Annotated in this window: 17 protein-coding genes; 12 read left to right on the forward strand and 5 right to left on the reverse strand. The window is 34.5% G+C overall.

The annotated features are described in order from the left end of the window. Nucleotides 1–30: 30 nt before the first annotated feature. Both ABZC13_RS07240 and ABZC13_RS07245 read right to left on the reverse strand, forming a co-directional pair. Complete coding sequence (locus ABZC13_RS07240; protein ID WP_373001922.1) at nucleotides 31–882, reverse strand: bifunctional methionine sulfoxide reductase B/A protein; 852 nt, start codon at nucleotides 880–882, stop codon at nucleotides 31–33. A gap of 216 nt (nucleotides 883–1,098) precedes the next feature. Then, nucleotides 1,099–2,073: a hydrolase gene (locus ABZC13_RS07245; protein ID WP_373001834.1), complete on the reverse strand. Its 975-nt coding sequence runs from the start codon at nucleotides 2,071–2,073 to the stop codon at nucleotides 1,099–1,101. 89 nt (nucleotides 2,074–2,162) lie between these two features. Here ABZC13_RS07245 and ABZC13_RS07250 point away from each other — a divergent pair, with 89 nt between their 5' ends. Then, the gene (locus tag ABZC13_RS07250) at nucleotides 2,163–3,185 is read left to right on the forward strand and encodes a ribonucleotide-diphosphate reductase subunit beta (protein WP_373001836.1); all 1,023 of its coding nucleotides are present in this window, start codon (nucleotides 2,163–2,165) and stop codon (nucleotides 3,183–3,185) included. Here ABZC13_RS07250 and ABZC13_RS07255 read toward each other — a convergent pair. Next, nucleotides 3,182–3,865 carry a MerR family transcriptional regulator gene (locus ABZC13_RS07255; RefSeq protein WP_373001838.1) on the reverse strand — a complete coding sequence of 228 codons (684 nt, stop codon included), beginning with the start codon at nucleotides 3,863–3,865 and terminating at the stop codon, nucleotides 3,182–3,184. The two genes, ABZC13_RS07250 and ABZC13_RS07255, sit on opposite strands and share 4 nt — an antisense overlap. A gap of 112 nt (nucleotides 3,866–3,977) precedes the next feature. Here ABZC13_RS07255 and ABZC13_RS07260 point away from each other — a divergent pair, with 112 nt between their 5' ends. From ABZC13_RS07260 to ABZC13_RS07300, 9 genes are all read left to right on the forward strand, one after another. Further along, complete coding sequence (locus ABZC13_RS07260; RefSeq protein ID WP_373001840.1) at nucleotides 3,978–4,508, forward strand: carboxymuconolactone decarboxylase family protein; 531 nt, start codon at nucleotides 3,978–3,980, stop codon at nucleotides 4,506–4,508. Next, nucleotides 4,508–4,951: a DsrE family protein gene (locus tag ABZC13_RS07265; protein WP_373001842.1), complete on the forward strand. Its 444-nt coding sequence runs from the start codon at nucleotides 4,508–4,510 to the stop codon at nucleotides 4,949–4,951. The genes ABZC13_RS07260 and ABZC13_RS07265 overlap by 1 nt, the downstream gene beginning before the upstream one ends. Nucleotides 4,952–4,976: 25 nt before the next feature. Beyond that, nucleotides 4,977–5,780 (forward strand): peptide deformylase, encoded by an 804-nt coding sequence (locus ABZC13_RS07270; protein ID WP_373001844.1) that lies wholly within the window; start codon nucleotides 4,977–4,979, stop codon nucleotides 5,778–5,780. Between the two features lie 45 nt (nucleotides 5,781–5,825). Further along, complete coding sequence (locus ABZC13_RS07275) at nucleotides 5,826–6,578, forward strand: carbon-nitrogen hydrolase family protein (RefSeq protein WP_373001924.1); 753 nt, start codon at nucleotides 5,826–5,828, stop codon at nucleotides 6,576–6,578. A 1-nt stretch (nucleotide 6,579) separates the two neighbouring features. After that, entirely contained in the window at nucleotides 6,580–7,218 is a 639-nt protein-coding gene (locus ABZC13_RS07280; protein WP_373001846.1) for a protein-L-isoaspartate(D-aspartate) O-methyltransferase, read from the forward strand. Between the two features lie 361 nt (nucleotides 7,219–7,579). Continuing rightward, nucleotides 7,580–8,899, forward strand: coding sequence for a hypothetical protein (locus ABZC13_RS07285; protein ID WP_373001848.1), 1,320 nt, complete (start codon nucleotides 7,580–7,582; stop codon nucleotides 8,897–8,899). A 294-nt stretch (nucleotides 8,900–9,193) separates the two neighbouring features. Then, nucleotides 9,194–10,021 (forward strand): FAD-dependent thymidylate synthase, encoded by an 828-nt coding sequence (locus tag ABZC13_RS07290; protein WP_373001850.1) that lies wholly within the window; start codon nucleotides 9,194–9,196, stop codon nucleotides 10,019–10,021. Nucleotides 10,022–10,023: 2 nt separating this feature from the next. Then, a complete protein-coding gene (locus ABZC13_RS07295) occupies nucleotides 10,024–10,239 on the forward strand; it encodes a hypothetical protein (RefSeq protein ID WP_373001852.1) in 216 nt (71 codons plus the stop codon). A gap of 2 nt (nucleotides 10,240–10,241) precedes the next feature. Next, nucleotides 10,242–11,405, forward strand: coding sequence for a diguanylate cyclase (locus ABZC13_RS07300; protein WP_373001854.1), 1,164 nt, complete (start codon nucleotides 10,242–10,244; stop codon nucleotides 11,403–11,405). Here the strand turns inward: ABZC13_RS07300 and ABZC13_RS07305 are convergent. Beyond that, entirely contained in the window at nucleotides 11,402–12,532 is a 1,131-nt protein-coding gene (locus tag ABZC13_RS07305; protein WP_373001856.1) for a multiheme c-type cytochrome, read from the reverse strand. The genes ABZC13_RS07300 and ABZC13_RS07305 overlap by 4 nt on opposite strands. Before the next feature lie 120 nt (nucleotides 12,533–12,652). Here ABZC13_RS07305 and ABZC13_RS07310 point away from each other — a divergent pair, with 120 nt between their 5' ends. Both ABZC13_RS07310 and ABZC13_RS07315 read left to right on the forward strand, forming a co-directional pair. Beyond that, entirely contained in the window at nucleotides 12,653–13,207 is a 555-nt protein-coding gene (locus ABZC13_RS07310) for a PhnA domain-containing protein (protein WP_373001858.1), read from the forward strand. A 5-nt stretch (nucleotides 13,208–13,212) separates the two neighbouring features. Further along, nucleotides 13,213–14,310, forward strand: coding sequence for a deoxyguanosinetriphosphate triphosphohydrolase (locus ABZC13_RS07315; RefSeq protein ID WP_373001860.1), 1,098 nt, complete (start codon nucleotides 13,213–13,215; stop codon nucleotides 14,308–14,310). A 64-nt stretch (nucleotides 14,311–14,374) separates the two neighbouring features. On the opposite strand, the gene ABZC13_RS07320 is transcribed toward ABZC13_RS07315, so the two are convergent. After that, entirely contained in the window at nucleotides 14,375–15,508 is a 1,134-nt protein-coding gene (locus tag ABZC13_RS07320; RefSeq protein ID WP_373001862.1) for a methyl-accepting chemotaxis protein, read from the reverse strand. Between the last annotated feature and the right edge of the window lie 114 nt (nucleotides 15,509–15,622).

Consider the following 15,622-nt stretch of genomic DNA (forward strand, 5'->3'; position numbering starts at 1 on the left):
AATTGAAACTATATTATTCAAACTTATATATTAAAATCTCTTTTTGTAACCATGACAGTATGGTAGAGAGCCTTTTTTGTTGTAATAATTTTGATGACCTTCATCGGCTTTGTAAAATTCTTGTTTGTCTAGTATCTTTGTTGCGACATTAAAACCATTTACTTCAAGTTGAGCTATAAGTTTACGAATAGTGTTTTTCTCATTATCATTATTTACAAAAACAGCTGATAGGTACTGTGACCCTATATCTGGACCCTGACCATTTGTCTGAGTTGGATCATGAATCTCAAAGAAAGTCTTTGCAACCTGCTCGAAAGAAATCTTACTTTTGTCATAGATAACTTCAACAGCTTCTAGGTGACCAGTTTTACCTGCTACAACATCATAGTAGCCAGGGTTTTTAACATGTCCGCCCATAAATCCAGAGTGTACTTCTTTTACACCGTCTAGTTTTTCTAAGTAGTATTCAACTCCCCAAAAACATCCACCAGCAAAATATGCATAACTCATTGTGTCATCTTTCTTCTCAGGTGTCGTGTCTAGTTTTATTGAGATAGAGTTTACACAGTGTCTCGTGTTTTTAGCAGTAAAACCTTCTCCTTCAAAAACATGACCAAGATGTCCGCCACATGTAGCACAAACTATCTCTACACGTCTTCCATCAGCATCCGGAACTCTTTTTACAGCTCCAGGGATTGCATCGTCAAAACTTGGCCAACCACAGTTTGAGTCAAACTTGTCACCTGATTTATAAAGTGGCGTATCACAGATCTTACATGTGTAAACACCGCTAGATTTTTCATTTGTATACTTACCGCTAAAAGGTGGTTCTGTACCTTTGTGAATAAGTACATTTTTTTCTCTTTCGCTAAGTTGGTCTATCTTGCCTTTCCAAGGCTTTAAATCCATTGCATTCATAGTAGTGATTAATAGTATGAAAGATATAAACATTTTCATACTTTGCTCCTTAATTTTATTTTATAAAATTAAGGGAACCTCTATCTTCGCTTGTGCCGCTAAGGCGACTAAAGAAATATTTTGCTTTGCAAAAGTGGTTCCCTTGTTTTTGTGTATCCGTTTATTATAAAAGAAATAGGATTAAACAAACTCATGGAAATAATTGATGATTCTTTCTTCAAGCCAGTATTTAGGTTTTAATAAGCTACCTTCTATGAAACCTACATGTCCACCGTTTGGATAAATTTCAAGTTTTACATACTGTGAAAGTTCATCTTTATTAGGAAGTACTTTTGGTGTAGTAAAAGGATCATCAATAGCGTGAATAACAAGTGTGTTAGTTCTGATATATTTTAAAAATTGTTTTGAGCTTGATTTTGTGTAGTAGTCTTGTGCAGATGCAAAGCCGTGAATTGGTGCAGTATAAGCATCATCAAACTTTCGGAAAGTAGAGAGTTTTTTAACATCCTTTTTATCTAGATTGATTAAGGATTTCATATCGTGTGTTTTATATTTTTGTTCCAGTGATCTGTTTAAATCTTTTAGAAGTAGATGCTGATAAACTCTTGAAAATCCACGGTTCATTTTGTCTGAACAAATATCTAACTCTAATGGTGCAGAAATAGAAACGGCTGCAGTTATTGGAGAAGCATCTGCAGTTTCACCCAATAATTTTAGTAAAACATTGCCGCCTAAAGAGTAACCAATAGCAAAGATTTTTGAGTTGCTATAACTGTTTTGTAGACTCTTTATAAACTCCATTGCATCATCAGTTTTACCGCTGTGGTAGGTGTTTGGTTTTTTATTCATAACTCCCGAAGAACTTCGAAAATGTACAACTACGCTATCGTAACCGTTTTTGTCCAACTCTTTCATTGTCCCCAATATATAAGGAGATTTGAAAGAACCTGTCAGGCCGTGAAAAAGTAAAACAATTGGTTTGTTAGACTCAGCTTTTCTTTTGTTATACCAGTAACACTCTATAAAATCACCATCACTAAGTTCAAACTTTTGAATATCAAAACTGTGAGTAGGAATTTTTCTAAATAGAGACATATACAGAGTCTGTACATGTTTGTTTTTTAGTAAAAAAGTAGGTGTGAATAAGTTGCTCATACTGAAATAATATCTAACATTTATAAAATTTATGAAAACGAAATATTGAGATGGCTATAATGATAGACTTTATAAAATTGGTGGTCATTATGAACAGAAAAAATATATATAATCCAGACTCAACAGAGAATGTAAATGACAGAAAAGTATTTGGTGGAGACCCAACAGGTATTTTTGAGTTAAATAATATAAAATATCAGTGGGCATATAATCTTTGGGAGATGATGCTAAATAATACTTGGTTCCCAAAAGAAGTAGACATGACTCGTGACGTAAATGATTACAAAAATCTAACAGAGAATGAAAAAACAGCTTATGATAAAGCACTTTCACAGTTAATCTTTATGGACTCACTGCAAACAAATAATCTTATTGACAATGTAAATCCTTATATTACTTCTCCGGAGATCAACCTTATTCTGGTCCGTCAATCATTTGAAGAGGCTCTTCACTCACAATCTTATGCTGTTATGGTTGATAGTATCTCAACAAATTCTGAAGAGATTTATGATCTTTGGCGTCGTGATATGATGCTTAAGGGTAAAAATGATGCTATAGCAAGAGTTTATCTAGAACTTGCGGCTAACCCGACAGAGCATAACTTTGTAAAAGCATGTTTCGCAAACCAGATTCTAGAAGGAATCTACTTCTATAGTGGATTTACTTACATCTATACTCTGGCACGTTCAGGTAAGATGCTTGGATCTGCTCAGATGATTCGTTTTATCCAAAGAGATGAAGTTACACACCTTGTACTTTTCCAAAATCTTATTAATACTCTTAGAAAAGAGAGACCGGACCTTTTTACAGATAAGTTAAAAGAAGAAGTTATAGAAATGTTTAAAGAGGCTGTAAAATTAGAAGCTGAGTGGGGTAAATATATTACTCAGGGTCAGATTCTTGGTCTTACAGATAGTATTGTTGAGCAATATATCAAGTTCTTAGCAGATGACAGACTTACTTCTGTAGGATTCGAAAAACTTTACAATGTTGAAAACCCGATCAAATGGGTTGATGACTTCGCAAAATTTAATGACCAAAAAACAAACTTTTTTGAAGGAACTGTAACTAACTACTCAAAAGGTAGTCTTAGTTTCGATGACGACTTTTAGTCGTTTTTAGCTATCTCATCCTTAAGTGCTTGAAATAGTACTTTATGGGTGTAGCGACTAAAGATATACTTTTTAGCATTAAAGAGTGTATCCAGCATAATCTTCCATAGTGTTGAAAAGTTTTCATCACTTCTTACACTGCATAACTGACCTTGTATCTGACGTTCAAGTTCCGATAGAGCTTTTGCGTGGTGTACATACTGTTTAATGATACTACACTCAATTCCGACTTCTTGAAACTTCTCTACTAGTCTAATGATAGATGCTTCTTTATCTGTAAAATCATCACTGCTTAATGGCATAAGTATGCCCTCTTCTAAGAGTTGATCCAAGAGTGCGCCTTCAAAGCCGTAATGCTCTAAAAACTCTTCTTTTGTATAGTGTTTCGTACCCGCAGGAATATCACTAAGAGTCTGCATTAGCGGTGCAAGCATCGAAAATGAGCTAGAGAGAGACTGATTTTTGTGTTGCAAAGCTGTCTTTATCTGCTCGTTTGAGCTACCCATTTCTTGCTTCATATATTTAATATATTTAATTAACTCTATATGTTCTTCGTTGTATCGGTGAACATTAGATTTTAGTTTTTTAGCTTCTGGAAGCAGACCCTCTCTTATGTAGTACAAAATGGTAGATTTTGGTACATCTGTGTGGGCTACTAATTCTGATATTTTATATTCCAATATAAGTCCTATTAATACTGATATAAGAATTATATCCTATAATTTTAAAACGTTAAGTTAACGTTAACGTTTTAAACAGAATATAACATATGAAAAGATAAGAAGGAAAATAATGGCACATATTAATTTACCCGAGTTTGAAGATATGAGTCCTGCGATTAGAGATAAAGCAAGACCTATACTTGAAAAGACAGGAAAACTTGGTGAGATATTTAAACTTTTAGCGATTGATGAAAAAGTATATTTTGCAACTGATGTAATGATTCAAAAATATCTTTTGGATGAGACACACCTTTCTTATGATATAAAAGAGTCTATAGCACTTCTGATCTCTGTAGAGAACGGCTGTAAGATGTGCGTAGATGTACATAAGGGAATTGCAAAAATGCTTGGACTCTCAGATGAGAGAATTGCAGAAGTCCTTCAAGGTGTAGATGCCATTCACACTAGTGATGAAGAAAAAGCACTTTTAAACTTCTGTATAAGAGCTTCTAAAAAAGATAACTATAAAGTTTTAAAAGAAGAGATAGATGCTCTTAAAGATATGGGTTACAGTGATGAACAGATAATTGAAGCCGTAGCTATTACAGGTTACTTTAACTACATAAATACTCTCTCAAACGTTTTTGCATTGGGTCAGTAATGAAGTATATTTTCATATTTTTTATGCTTTTTGGAACCCTTAAAGCTGGGGAGTACAAGGCAGTATTTGATTGTAGTTCAGGAGATGCTCACTATATAAAAACTCGTATGTGGCTTATTGACAAGACTATGACTATGATAGAAAAACGCGGAGACAAAGCAACTTTTGCCATCACGCTTCATGGCTCTTGCATACCTATGATATCTAAAGAGTTTGATTTTATAGTTCCCGATAAGGATCTTGAAGATACACAAAAAGCACATGATTATTTAAAAGATTTGGTAACAAAAAGAGGTGTTAAGGTCATTGTATGTGCGATGAGTCTAGCATCTAATGCAATAGCTAGAAAAGATGTAGTTGATTTCGTTGATATTTCACCTAATAGCTTCATAGATACTATCGGCTTGCAAAACGATGGTTACGCGCTTATGACATTTAAGTAAATTTTTTATATTAAGAAGGTCACAAATGGTAAAAGAGATTACAAAATATCCAACAACACCAAGTTTAGAGTTTGGTGCTAATGTCAGATTTTTTAATGATGAGTTATTCACATTGATTCAAGACCTAAAAGACACGATAGAAGTGAACAGCCTAGATGCACTTGCAGCATTTCAGATAGGTTCTCCTCTTAGTATCATTGTAGTTAAAAAAGGTGGAGAATTTTTAGAGCTTATTAACCCAAGAGTCTTAAAAAGAGAAGGCAGTGTTGAACCTGTAGAGACTACTGCTTACTTTCCTGGAATGAGTGCCAAGACAAAGAGGTATGCGAAGATAATTCTGATGTATGAAGATAGAGATGCTACTCAAAAGTTTTTAGAAGCTGAAGGTGAGTTAGCTATAACACTTCAGAGAAAAGTAGACTATACATTCGGTTCTCACTTTAGATTTAGACTAGATCCTGAGGAGCAAAAACTTTTTGACTCAAAACTGGAGTTTGGCACAGACGCTATTACTAAAAATGACTGCCCTACAGTCTTTAAGAGAGATAAAATACTTCAAATTTTTAAGTTTCTTTTTGTTTTTGGACTTCTTGGAGTTATAGCCGGCTTTTTTGTGAGCGAGGAGAACTTAGCGACTTTAGTAAGTACTGAGAACTATATCATGGCTTCAATGCTTGGTCTTATTGTTATCTATTTCTTTTATGCTCAATATGAAGGTAGACAGTATAAGCATTGTACATCTTGTCAGATAGGAAATATTATCGGTACTTGTATAGTCTCACTATTAAAACTGTTAGCCTTGTTTTTAGCGAGTTATTTTTTACTATAGAGTTAAGATATAATTGTAATCTAAATTTATTTTTGGAGAAAGATTATTAACTCAAATAACGCAAATAAAGAGAGCGGGCACAAACTCTGCTCACTTCTCTTTGATACAGTAACCCCTGACTATAACACTAACCTGCAAACACTACTAAAACTTATAGATCAAGCATCTGAGAAGTCTATTATCGTTGCGCCTGAAGTCTGTCTTACAAGTTACGACTACGATAATTTTGATGAAGCCCTAGAATTTGCTCATGTAGCTAATAAGGCGATAAAAAAAGCGTCACACAATAAAATAATCATTTTAACAATGATGGAGAGACGTGATGGTGAGGTTTTTAACTTTGCTAAGATCTTTCACAATGGTAAAGTAGTCTATGAGAGAGCAAAAGCGAGACTCTTTCGTTTTGGTGATGAGCATAAGTACATGAGCGAAGGAACTGATGACCCTATAGAGATAGTCGAAGTTGATGGCATTAAAATAGGTATCCTTATCTGTTTTGAGCTTCGTTTTAAAGATCTTTGGCAAAGACTCGAAGGTGCAGATGTGATAGCAGTGCCATCATGGTGGGGAGTTTTAAGGAGTGAGCACTTTGAAAACTTGACACAAGCTCTGGCTATTATGAATCAATGTTTTGTAGTAGCGAGTGATTCTCTAGATGCTGAATGTACTAAAATGAGTGGAATAATCACTCCTCACGGAAAAGTAGATAGAAACGGGAATAAGCCTTGCTTAGAGGTGGAATATAGTAAAAGAGAGATCAGTGTTATGAGAAGATATATGGATGTGGGAATAAAATAACTTGGACAGAATTACAGCAACAAAAACAGCGAGACTGGCAAATGAGTGCCACCAGAAATTTAACCTCAGTGATGAAGTAAAACAAGCCATAGCTAACACAAACAGAGAGAAGTTTGTACCGACAGGTTTTAAGCATAATGCTTATAAGCTAGACGCACTGCCAATGGGTTCAGCTCAGTGGATAAGTTCTCCTTTGACAGTTGCAAAGATGACTCAGTATCTTGAACCAAAAGGCGCTGACAGAGTTTTAGAAGTAGGTTGTGGAAGCGGTTATCAAGCAGCAGTTCTTTCGCATCTATTCCGTGGTGTATTTACCATAGAGCGCATCGAATCTTTGATGATAGAGGCAAAATCACGCTTTAGAGAGTTAAAGATAAGTAACATTCATACAAGAACAGATGATGGACAAAACGGTTGGATACAGTACGCTCCATACGACAGAATCTTGTTCTCCGCATCTACAAAAAAAGTTCCTCAAAAACTCTTTGATCAGCTCGCAGATGGTGGTATACTTGTAGCTCCTATGGAAGTTGCTAACAAACAGATTATCACTAGTTTTAAAAAGAGAGGTGCATCTATTCAGGCAACTGAGTTAGAGGCTTGTGACTTTGTACCAGTATTAGATGGAGTACAAAAGTAAAAAAGCCTATATATTAAGATGTCTATTATAATTTGTTAGTTAAAATTAATTAGATATAAAATATATAGAGGATGAACTAATAAACCTTTTTAGACTGCTTACACTTCTTTTAACATCATTCATAATTTTAGCATCTGAGCCCCTCCCATTTAATCTTGAACATCCAACTGTTACAAAAGAATCTAAACTCAAAGAGGTTAAGGAGCATATATTAAAAACTCCAAACGCAGTTTATAAAGAAGTAGGTTGAGATCCATTTGAGAGAAAAAGTGTGAATAAGAATGTAAGTTTTGTAGCTCAAGAATATCTTGATGACTTTTTTGAGTGCACATTAGTAAAGATTAATTAAAAGGAATTATAAATGAAAAGTTTTGCAAAAATTGCTTTAGTGGCAATAGTGACATTGTTACAAGCGGATAATATTGTTAAATACAATATGGATGGTCAGATAATGGAGTTTATGTATAAAGACTCGACTACTTCTAAAATGGTTACTAATTCTGAAGATGGAAAAGTAGAGATTTATTATATAAAGAAAAACTCCTATCTTGTCTCACACGGGGAAGAAGGTGTTAATGTAGTTGATGTTAACGAAATGAAAGCTAAAGCAAAAGAGATGGGATTCAATCCTTCTATGTATGCCGAAAAACGTGATAAGCCAAAATTTACAATCAAGAAAACAGGTAAAAGAGTAAATGTTGGCGGTATAAAAGGCGAAGAGTGGATTGTCAAGGGTAAAGAAGACGGTAAAAATTATGAGACAAAAGTAGTAGTTACAAGTGATAAGAATGTTGTAAAAACTATGCGTGCTATGTTTAATTCTATGTCCGATATGACTGGTGGTATGGTTTCAGGTGACAACCCTTTTGAGATGAAAAAGGGTTATGTTGTTATCAAAGCTGATGGAATGAAACTAGAGTCATTTAAGAGTAAAAGCTTATCAAGTAATGTTTATAAACTACCAAAGGTTACAAATACTAGAGAAGCTTTTAATGATAGAAATAGAAGAAGTGCACCTCCTAAGAGGGTAACAAAGAAAAGAAAAAGAACCGTTGATACATTAGCGTGTTATGATAATCCATGTTGTGGAAATATAGCAGGTGAGTCAGTAGTTTTAAAACCGGCACTCTATGTTAACAAAGGCGGAACTGGTACTTTCTTGGTTGACAGTGCTACCTGTAAAAAGAATGCACTTGGTCAAATAACAGAAGTAGCAATAATGGAGTCAATAGAAAATGATGACATAATTCTTTTAACTTTGATATTGGATGATAAAAATAATGGTGTGGTACAAAGATTAATTGATGATCAGACTGACTATGCGGGAAGTAACAGCAGTATTGTCAAACAAGAACATCTTGATGTTAGCGGTAACAAAGCGATGTATATTCACTCAAGAAATACAAATCAACAAAGAATGGATGTATACCTGGGAAACAATGCAACTTTAAGTATGGCAAGAATGCACAGAGAAGACTGGAGAAGAAGTTTTGAAGGCTGGGCAGAAAAAGGTTGGATTAGCTACAAAAGTTTAAAAAAGAATGTGAAAAACTGGAATCCTTCAAAAGCTATTCCTGCTAAAAAAGCAGAACCCGAAGAGATAGAAGAAGTAGAGGATGATTCTGGCATCTCAGGAAATGATGTAGATAAGGCAGTAAACCTGCTTAAAAGCTTTTTCTAAAGATGAAACAGCTTTTAAGCAGTGCTATTTTTGGTAGTATCGCTTATATCTTCAACGGAGTTTGAAAGATCATTTATACTTTTTAGTAATCTGGTAGAAGCTAACTACAGTTATCCAATCTTTGGAAGAGAAGATCTGTTCTTGTATATGAAAGCTTAATTGATTATGATAACTACATAAATAAAGTTGGAATAGGTTTTAGCATCTCAAGATAGTAGCATCTCCAAAGAGTTATTAACTCTTTGCAAGCTATTTATTGTAAAATAACATTAAATCAACTTAGGGCAAAAAGCTATGGAAAATATGTACGGCATTGAATATTCTAAACCAGAGGTAGTCTTACTTCAAGATACTGGAATCGGTGTAGCTGAAACAGCGGCAAGAACTTGTTATGATTCATTTTCAAACAGTGAAAATGAAGTTATAAACTACATTGAAGATAATATGCCAGATGCCAAGATGTGTGATGATATAAATGATATCCAAGAGTCAAACCTGTTAGGTGATTTGGCTTGGACATATTTTCACCACAGCATCTTGGAGCATGCAAACCTTAGCTTTTTAGTTCGTGGGACTTCAAGAGGCGTTCTTCAGGAACATGCCCGTCACCGAATCCAAGCCATCAGTGTTAGAAGTACTCGTTATACGATGAGTTCTATCATAAATGCTTTTGTTGCATCTCAAGGTGACAAAGAGTTCTTTATAGAGAAGATCTTAGGTTTTGATATGTTCGTAACTTGTGATGAAGGTTATAACAGGCTTGAAATTTCAGCGATGTTTGATAAGTTAGCTTATCAGCAGACAAAGGTAGAAAACTTTGATGAGATATCTATAGCAAAAAGTTCACTTGAGTTTTTAGAAGAGTTCAAGGGTGACTCGCAAGCTATGTTTGACGCCCTTCAAGCAGGTAAAAAGAAGCGTAATGTCGGAGATGCCTTTAAGCATATCATCACTGACAATGTAAAAGTAGATATGGTTGTAACTTTCAATCTTAGAAGTCTGAAAAACTACTTCACTCTTAGAGAGAGTGGTGCCGCATTCTTTCAGATTCGCTGGTTGGCACAAGAGATGATGAAAGTTACTCCTACAAAATATCTAGATCTTATAGTAAAAAAGAAGTAAAAATGTGGAAATATTATTTAGCAACACTGCTTATCTTTAGCGGATGTTCAAACATTACATTTAATGCGAGCATGTGTGATCAGATAGCATCTGACCCTCAGGCCATTATGCCCGAAGAGTGTAGAAACTATAACGAAGAAGAGGCTAAAAAAGCTTTTGACAAGACTAAGCATAAAGTAGAGAGTAAAGAAGATATCGTAGAGTTTCATAAAGAATAGCCGTGAATCCAATCAAGGCTATTTCTCTAAACTTACTGATACCGCTCTTTATAACAGCCGTTTTCGCTATTGTTATTCACTATACTCATAAAATACCCGAGATACTGTTTGATATAGTTCCATACCTTTTTTATGGACTGAGTCTTCTCATCATATGGGTATCTTGGCACTTTAACCGCAATAGATTTATATTTGTAATAATACCTCTTATTCTTGTATATATGGGCTTTGAGTATTTTAGTGCTAAAAAAGCTACCTTGCTGTTTTTGTACGCATCTATGCTATATCCAATACATTTATTAATATTTTTGGTTTTAAAAGAGAGAGGACTTTTCTCTTTTTGGGGTATACTAAAAATTGCTTTTTTTGTTATAGAAATAGGAGTAGTTCTATTTCTTATCTACTATCCAAAAGAGCCTATTCAAGGCTACTTTAACATAAAACTATTTGCAGCTAATTTTTACCCTCTAAAAGATCTCTCCGTAGCAATAGGAATTTTTGTTCTGTTTGTTATGAGTGCTTTAATCCTTTTTGGTCGTTATCTTATGTATAGCACCACATTCTTGAGTCTGCTTATAACTTTCTATCTTAGTCTATACTTTTTAAAGACACCACACGCTACTGAAGTCTCTTTATTGTCTTTTGCAATTATTATTTTTATCCTTCTTATCCGTGAATCATATAGGCTTGCCTTTTATGATGAGCTAACAGCACTACCTGGTCGTAGAGCTTTAGTAGAAGATATGGCAAAGCTTGGAAGAAGGTATTCTCTGGCAATGTGTGATATAGACTTCTTTAAAAAGTTCAATGATACATATGGGCATGATACCGGTGATGAAGTCTTAAAGATGGTAGCTTCAAAATTTTCAGAAGTCAGCGGTGGCGGTAAGGCTTATAGATATGGTGGAGAAGAGTTTGTGATTTTATTTCCATCTAAAGATAGTGAAGAATCATTTGTCCATGTAGATGCTTTAAGACAAGCAATAGCAACTACACCTTTTAGTGTTAGAAACAAAAAAAGCACTAAAAAGATATTTATCAATGTCTCAGCTGGAATAACTCAAAACAGCCAAAAAGACAAAGACCCTTTTGCTGTTATGAAGCGAGCAGACAATGCTCTATATAAGGCTAAAAAAGCTGGCAGAAATCAGGTAATAAAAGCTTAGAACTCAAAAGACTCAGTTTTAAGTATTCTAAGTCTTGTTGCTTCTTTGTTATTCTCAATATTTAGTTTTGCAGCTGCTTCTTTAGAGATTCTCTTTACTCCTAAGATGATAGTTACTCTGTCTCCTGATTTTAACGACTCTTTAAAACTTACTTCTCTTTTCGCATATACTAAAGTATCTTTTAGTGTTTCATTCGCATTCCAAGGCATAACCTCTTTCGCATCTTTACCCATAATTCTTGTAAATATAAATGGCTCAAGAGAGATTTTTTTACCAGTTCTATCTATTTCTACTTTTAGTACACCTTGTCTAAATGATTGTCCAAAAAGAGCGTGGTTAGACTTGTTTATAACATTTACACTAAATCCTTCAGTTTTTTTATCAATCTTAAAATCAATATATTGACCCATAGATTTATTCATATGGTAGATGCCAGCGATGCCGTGATAAGCATGTGTCTTAGTCTCATTTAGAGTTACTTTTGTTCCGCTAACTTGAGGCATATGACAAGTTACACATGTGTTTTTATCATTTTTATCTATCATAGCATCCAGCATCGTTATGTCAAAGCTATGCTCATTATTTGTATGTGAGTGACACCCCATACAAACATTACCGCTGTAGTAGTTTTCATTGTTATAGTCTATCTTATGAAAAGGTGAGTTACTTGATTCTTTAACAAGTCCAAACCATGAAGTCTTTGTTTTGTATTCTGCTTTTGCTGAACCTTTTTTGTCAGCCTCGGCAGTATAAAACTCTCTGTTTTTGTTAGTTGTTATATTTTTATTTGAGTGAGTACCTTCTTGGACATCTTTAATTGTGTGACAGTAAACACAAGAGATAGGTTCTTCTTTTTGAATATTGTTATCTTTTAAAAGGCCTGTTTTCATCAGCTCCTTATCGCTTGGAGAGTGACACTTTGCACAGCTATATCCATCTGCACCTTTTGGGTGCTTGTCCCACATCGCTTTATGAATAGGATTGTTTACTGTTGAAGCCTTGCGGTGAGAAGATTCATAGTACTCTTCATAAATGATTGGATGACACTTTTGACATACCTTACTCTCGTTAGCAAGAACTAAAGAAGAGAGAATGAGAAGCAGAGTTAGAGATAAAAAGTTTTTCATAATATAACCTTATGTAAGTATGATTTTTGCAAGTCTATCATAAAGCAAACCATAAGTTATTAATATGTATCAAGATTAAGATAAGGTATAATTTCATCAATAATTTTAAAGGTAATATCTATGAGTTTAGAAAAAGAGTTAGAAGCAAGAAGTGGCGGTGTTTGTGAGTTATGTGGAAGTAGTGAAGGGTTAAGTGCTTTAGAAGTTGCACCTTCGGATGGAAGTGCTAGCCAAGCCATATATGTATGTAGTACATGTACATCACAGATTCAAAATCCGGACTCTATGGATGAGACTCATTTTAACTGTCTAAATGACAGTATGTGGAATGAGACACCGGCAGTTCAAGTTATGTCTTACCGTCTTTTGCATGCTTTAAATCGTCAAGACTTAGTAGACATGATGTATATGGAAGAAGATGTAAAGGCATGGGCAGATGCTGGATTACCTGATGAGAATGCTTTAGTTTACAAAGATGCAAATGGTGTTACCCTTCAGGCCGGTGATACAGTTGTTATAACTAAAGATCTCGATGTTAAGGGTACCGGTTTTACTGCAAAACGTGGTACTGCGGTTAGAAACATCGGACTAGTTGCAAATGATGACCAGCATATCGAGGGTCGTGTAAACGGTGTTAAAATCCATATTCTTACTAAATACCTTAAAAAGTCGTAATCAATATGCTTTGCAGTGAGAGATTCCATAAAATAGACAAAGATTTTAGAAATCCATTTGCAAGGGATAGAGACCGTATTATTCACTCGGGCAGTTTTAGAAAACTGGAGTATAAAACACAGGTTTTTCTAAATCAAGAGGGTGACTTTTTTCGTACTCGTCTTACACACTCTATAGAAGTCTCACAAATCGCACGCTCTATTACTTCACACCTTGGACTAAATGAGTCTTTGGCAGAAGCTATTGCCCTCGCTCATGATCTAGGACATACCCCATTTGGTCACATAGGTGGAGATACTTTAGATGAGTGTTTGAGGGAAGAGGGTTTTAAAAACGGTTTTGAGCATAACTTTCAAAGTTTTAGGGTTGTCTCATCTTTAGAGAAAAGATATAAAGGCTTTGATGGGCTAAACCTTACTTTTGCTACACTGGAGGGCATCTTAAAACACTCTTATCCTTATAAAAAAAGTTTTTTACCATCATGGATAGATGAAGAGTTTAATCTTGAAACACATCCATCCATAGAAGCTATGGTTGTAGATCGGGCTGATGAGATAGCCTATATGAGTCACGACATAGATGATGGTGTGAACTCTGGTCTAATCAGCTTTGATGATCTTAAAGAGAGTGCTTTAATACAAGAGATTTTACAAAAAGTTAAAGCCGAAGGTATCTCAGAAGATGAAGATGAGATGTTTCGTTACCGTTTTAGCTCACATCTTATAAATCATCTTGTTTATTCTCTTTTAGAATACTCAAAAGATAAAATAGATAACTCTTCTATACTTTGTGCTAGACTTGATAGCAGCTCAGAGATACCTGTAGGTTTTTCACCTGAGTTAGAGACAAATATCAAAAAGCTAAAAAAACTACTTTTCAATAAGTTATATCAGCATAAAAATATAGTAGTTAAGATGTTTGCGGGCAAACAAGCTATTAAAGGTCTTTACAGTGCATTGATGGAAGAAGAAAAGATGCTGCCAAAGTTCTACCTTGAGCAACTAAGTACGAGAAAAAAACATAGAGTTGTAGCTGATTGTATCGCTCATATGAGTGATAGATATGCTCTAAGTTTTTATAATGAAATGTACGGAAAGCTATAACAATCTAAGCATAATGTGTTGGTAACACTCCGACTAGAAGTGATTACCGGTTTCTTATAGATATCTATAGACTTGATACTTTGTCAACTAATGCTTTTGTACTGTCATTTATAACCACAATACTTTCTTTTATATTATTTATAGAGATTTTTGTATTTTTCATTTTCTCTATTTGTATTTTAGTTAAGTCCCTTGAACTGTAAGCTTCATTTTTGATTAGCTGAGAGTTCTCTGTGTCTTCTAGCCCTTTTTGGTGAGTCCGTTCGATATCCGAACTTGATTGTGTAAGGCTTTCTTGCAGGATTTCTGAGATAGAAACCAGCTCGAGTGCTGATTGTGCATTTTGTTCTACGCTTGTGCTAGCATCTGAGATACTTTGAACGATGACATTTACACTTGCATTTATCTCGGTTAAAGATCTTTGAGTATTTTCAGCAAGTTTTCTAACTTCATCTGCAACCACGGCAAAACCACGACCATGTTCTCCTGCACGAGCTGCTTCTATAGCCGCATTAAGTGCTAGAAGATTTGTTTTATCAGATATATCAGAGATAATGTTGAGAATATTTTTGATATCTTCGGCATTTACTGTTAGAGATTTTAAGTTCTCGCTAACTGCTATCTCGCCCTCATGGGTACGTCTTACCTGCTCTTCAAGTGTAGCCATTTTAGAAACAGATTCACTTATCTGATTTGAAACACTGTTTAGACTTTCTAGAACTTCATTTGAAAACTCTAGATTACTTTCTGATTCAATAGTGATAGTATCTAGTTTATTGGATACTTTTGCTGTTAAATCTTCACCTATTTCAAAATCATCTTCTAGAGTTTTAACAGAATCTCTAAGTTGATTTAATTTTGCATGGATTTCATTAGAAGCGTCACCAAGCTCTGTCGCCTCACTTACTTTGTCTGTAAATTCATTAATAAGCTCAACCATATGTTGGTACTCTCTGGAAAAGTTTAGTTTTAGGTCTATTTTTTTTCCTGATTTAAAGTTTGAGAGACTGTCTATTATTTTTTGAGCTACATCAACACCATTGATTTTTTCATCTATATCATGAATGACAATAACAACTGCAATTATTATCTGAACGATTTGAGAGATTAGATTGTCTGTAAATACGAAAGCATTTACCACAAGAAGTACTATACCAATCCAATGAACCAGTCGCATACGAAGAAAGAGTGAACTCATAACAATTCCTAATATTAATATTACGGATATTATATCATGAAAATTTTGTTAAAAAAGATATATTTTGATTAGTTTTAAAAGGAGAATATTTGAAGTTAAGATAAACAAAGCCCG

Source organism: Sulfurimonas sp. (assembly GCF_041563035.1).
GTDB lineage: Bacteria > Campylobacterota > Campylobacteria > Campylobacterales > Sulfurimonadaceae > Sulfurimonas.

Excerpts from the sequence above, each read along its gene's own strand:
- ABZC13_RS07265 (WP_373001842.1), top strand. The coding sequence starts at position 4,508 with ATGAAGTATATTTTCATATTTTTTATGCTTTTTGGAACCCTTAAAGCT.
- ABZC13_RS07310 (WP_373001858.1), top strand. The coding sequence starts at position 12,653 with ATGAGTTTAGAAAAAGAGTTAGAAGCAAGAAGTGGCGGTGTTTGTGAG.
- ABZC13_RS07260 (WP_373001840.1), top strand. The coding sequence starts at position 3,978 with ATGGCACATATTAATTTACCCGAGTTTGAAGATATGAGTCCTGCGATT.
- ABZC13_RS07245 (WP_373001834.1), bottom strand. The coding sequence starts at position 2,073 with ATGAGCAACTTATTCACACCTACTTTTTTACTAAAAAACAAACATGTA.
- ABZC13_RS07290 (WP_373001850.1), top strand. The coding sequence starts at position 9,194 with ATGGAAAATATGTACGGCATTGAATATTCTAAACCAGAGGTAGTCTTA.
- ABZC13_RS07285 (WP_373001848.1), top strand. The coding sequence starts at position 7,580 with ATGAAAAGTTTTGCAAAAATTGCTTTAGTGGCAATAGTGACATTGTTA.
- ABZC13_RS07295 (WP_373001852.1), top strand. The coding sequence starts at position 10,024 with ATGTGGAAATATTATTTAGCAACACTGCTTATCTTTAGCGGATGTTCA.
- ABZC13_RS07320 (WP_373001862.1), bottom strand. The coding sequence starts at position 15,508 with ATGAGTTCACTCTTTCTTCGTATGCGACTGGTTCATTGGATTGGTATA.
- ABZC13_RS07315 (WP_373001860.1), top strand. The coding sequence starts at position 13,213 with ATGCTTTGCAGTGAGAGATTCCATAAAATAGACAAAGATTTTAGAAAT.
- ABZC13_RS07250 (WP_373001836.1), top strand. The coding sequence starts at position 2,163 with ATGAACAGAAAAAATATATATAATCCAGACTCAACAGAGAATGTAAAT.
- ABZC13_RS07305 (WP_373001856.1), bottom strand. The coding sequence starts at position 12,532 with ATGAAAAACTTTTTATCTCTAACTCTGCTTCTCATTCTCTCTTCTTTA.
- ABZC13_RS07270 (WP_373001844.1), top strand. The coding sequence starts at position 4,977 with ATGGTAAAAGAGATTACAAAATATCCAACAACACCAAGTTTAGAGTTT.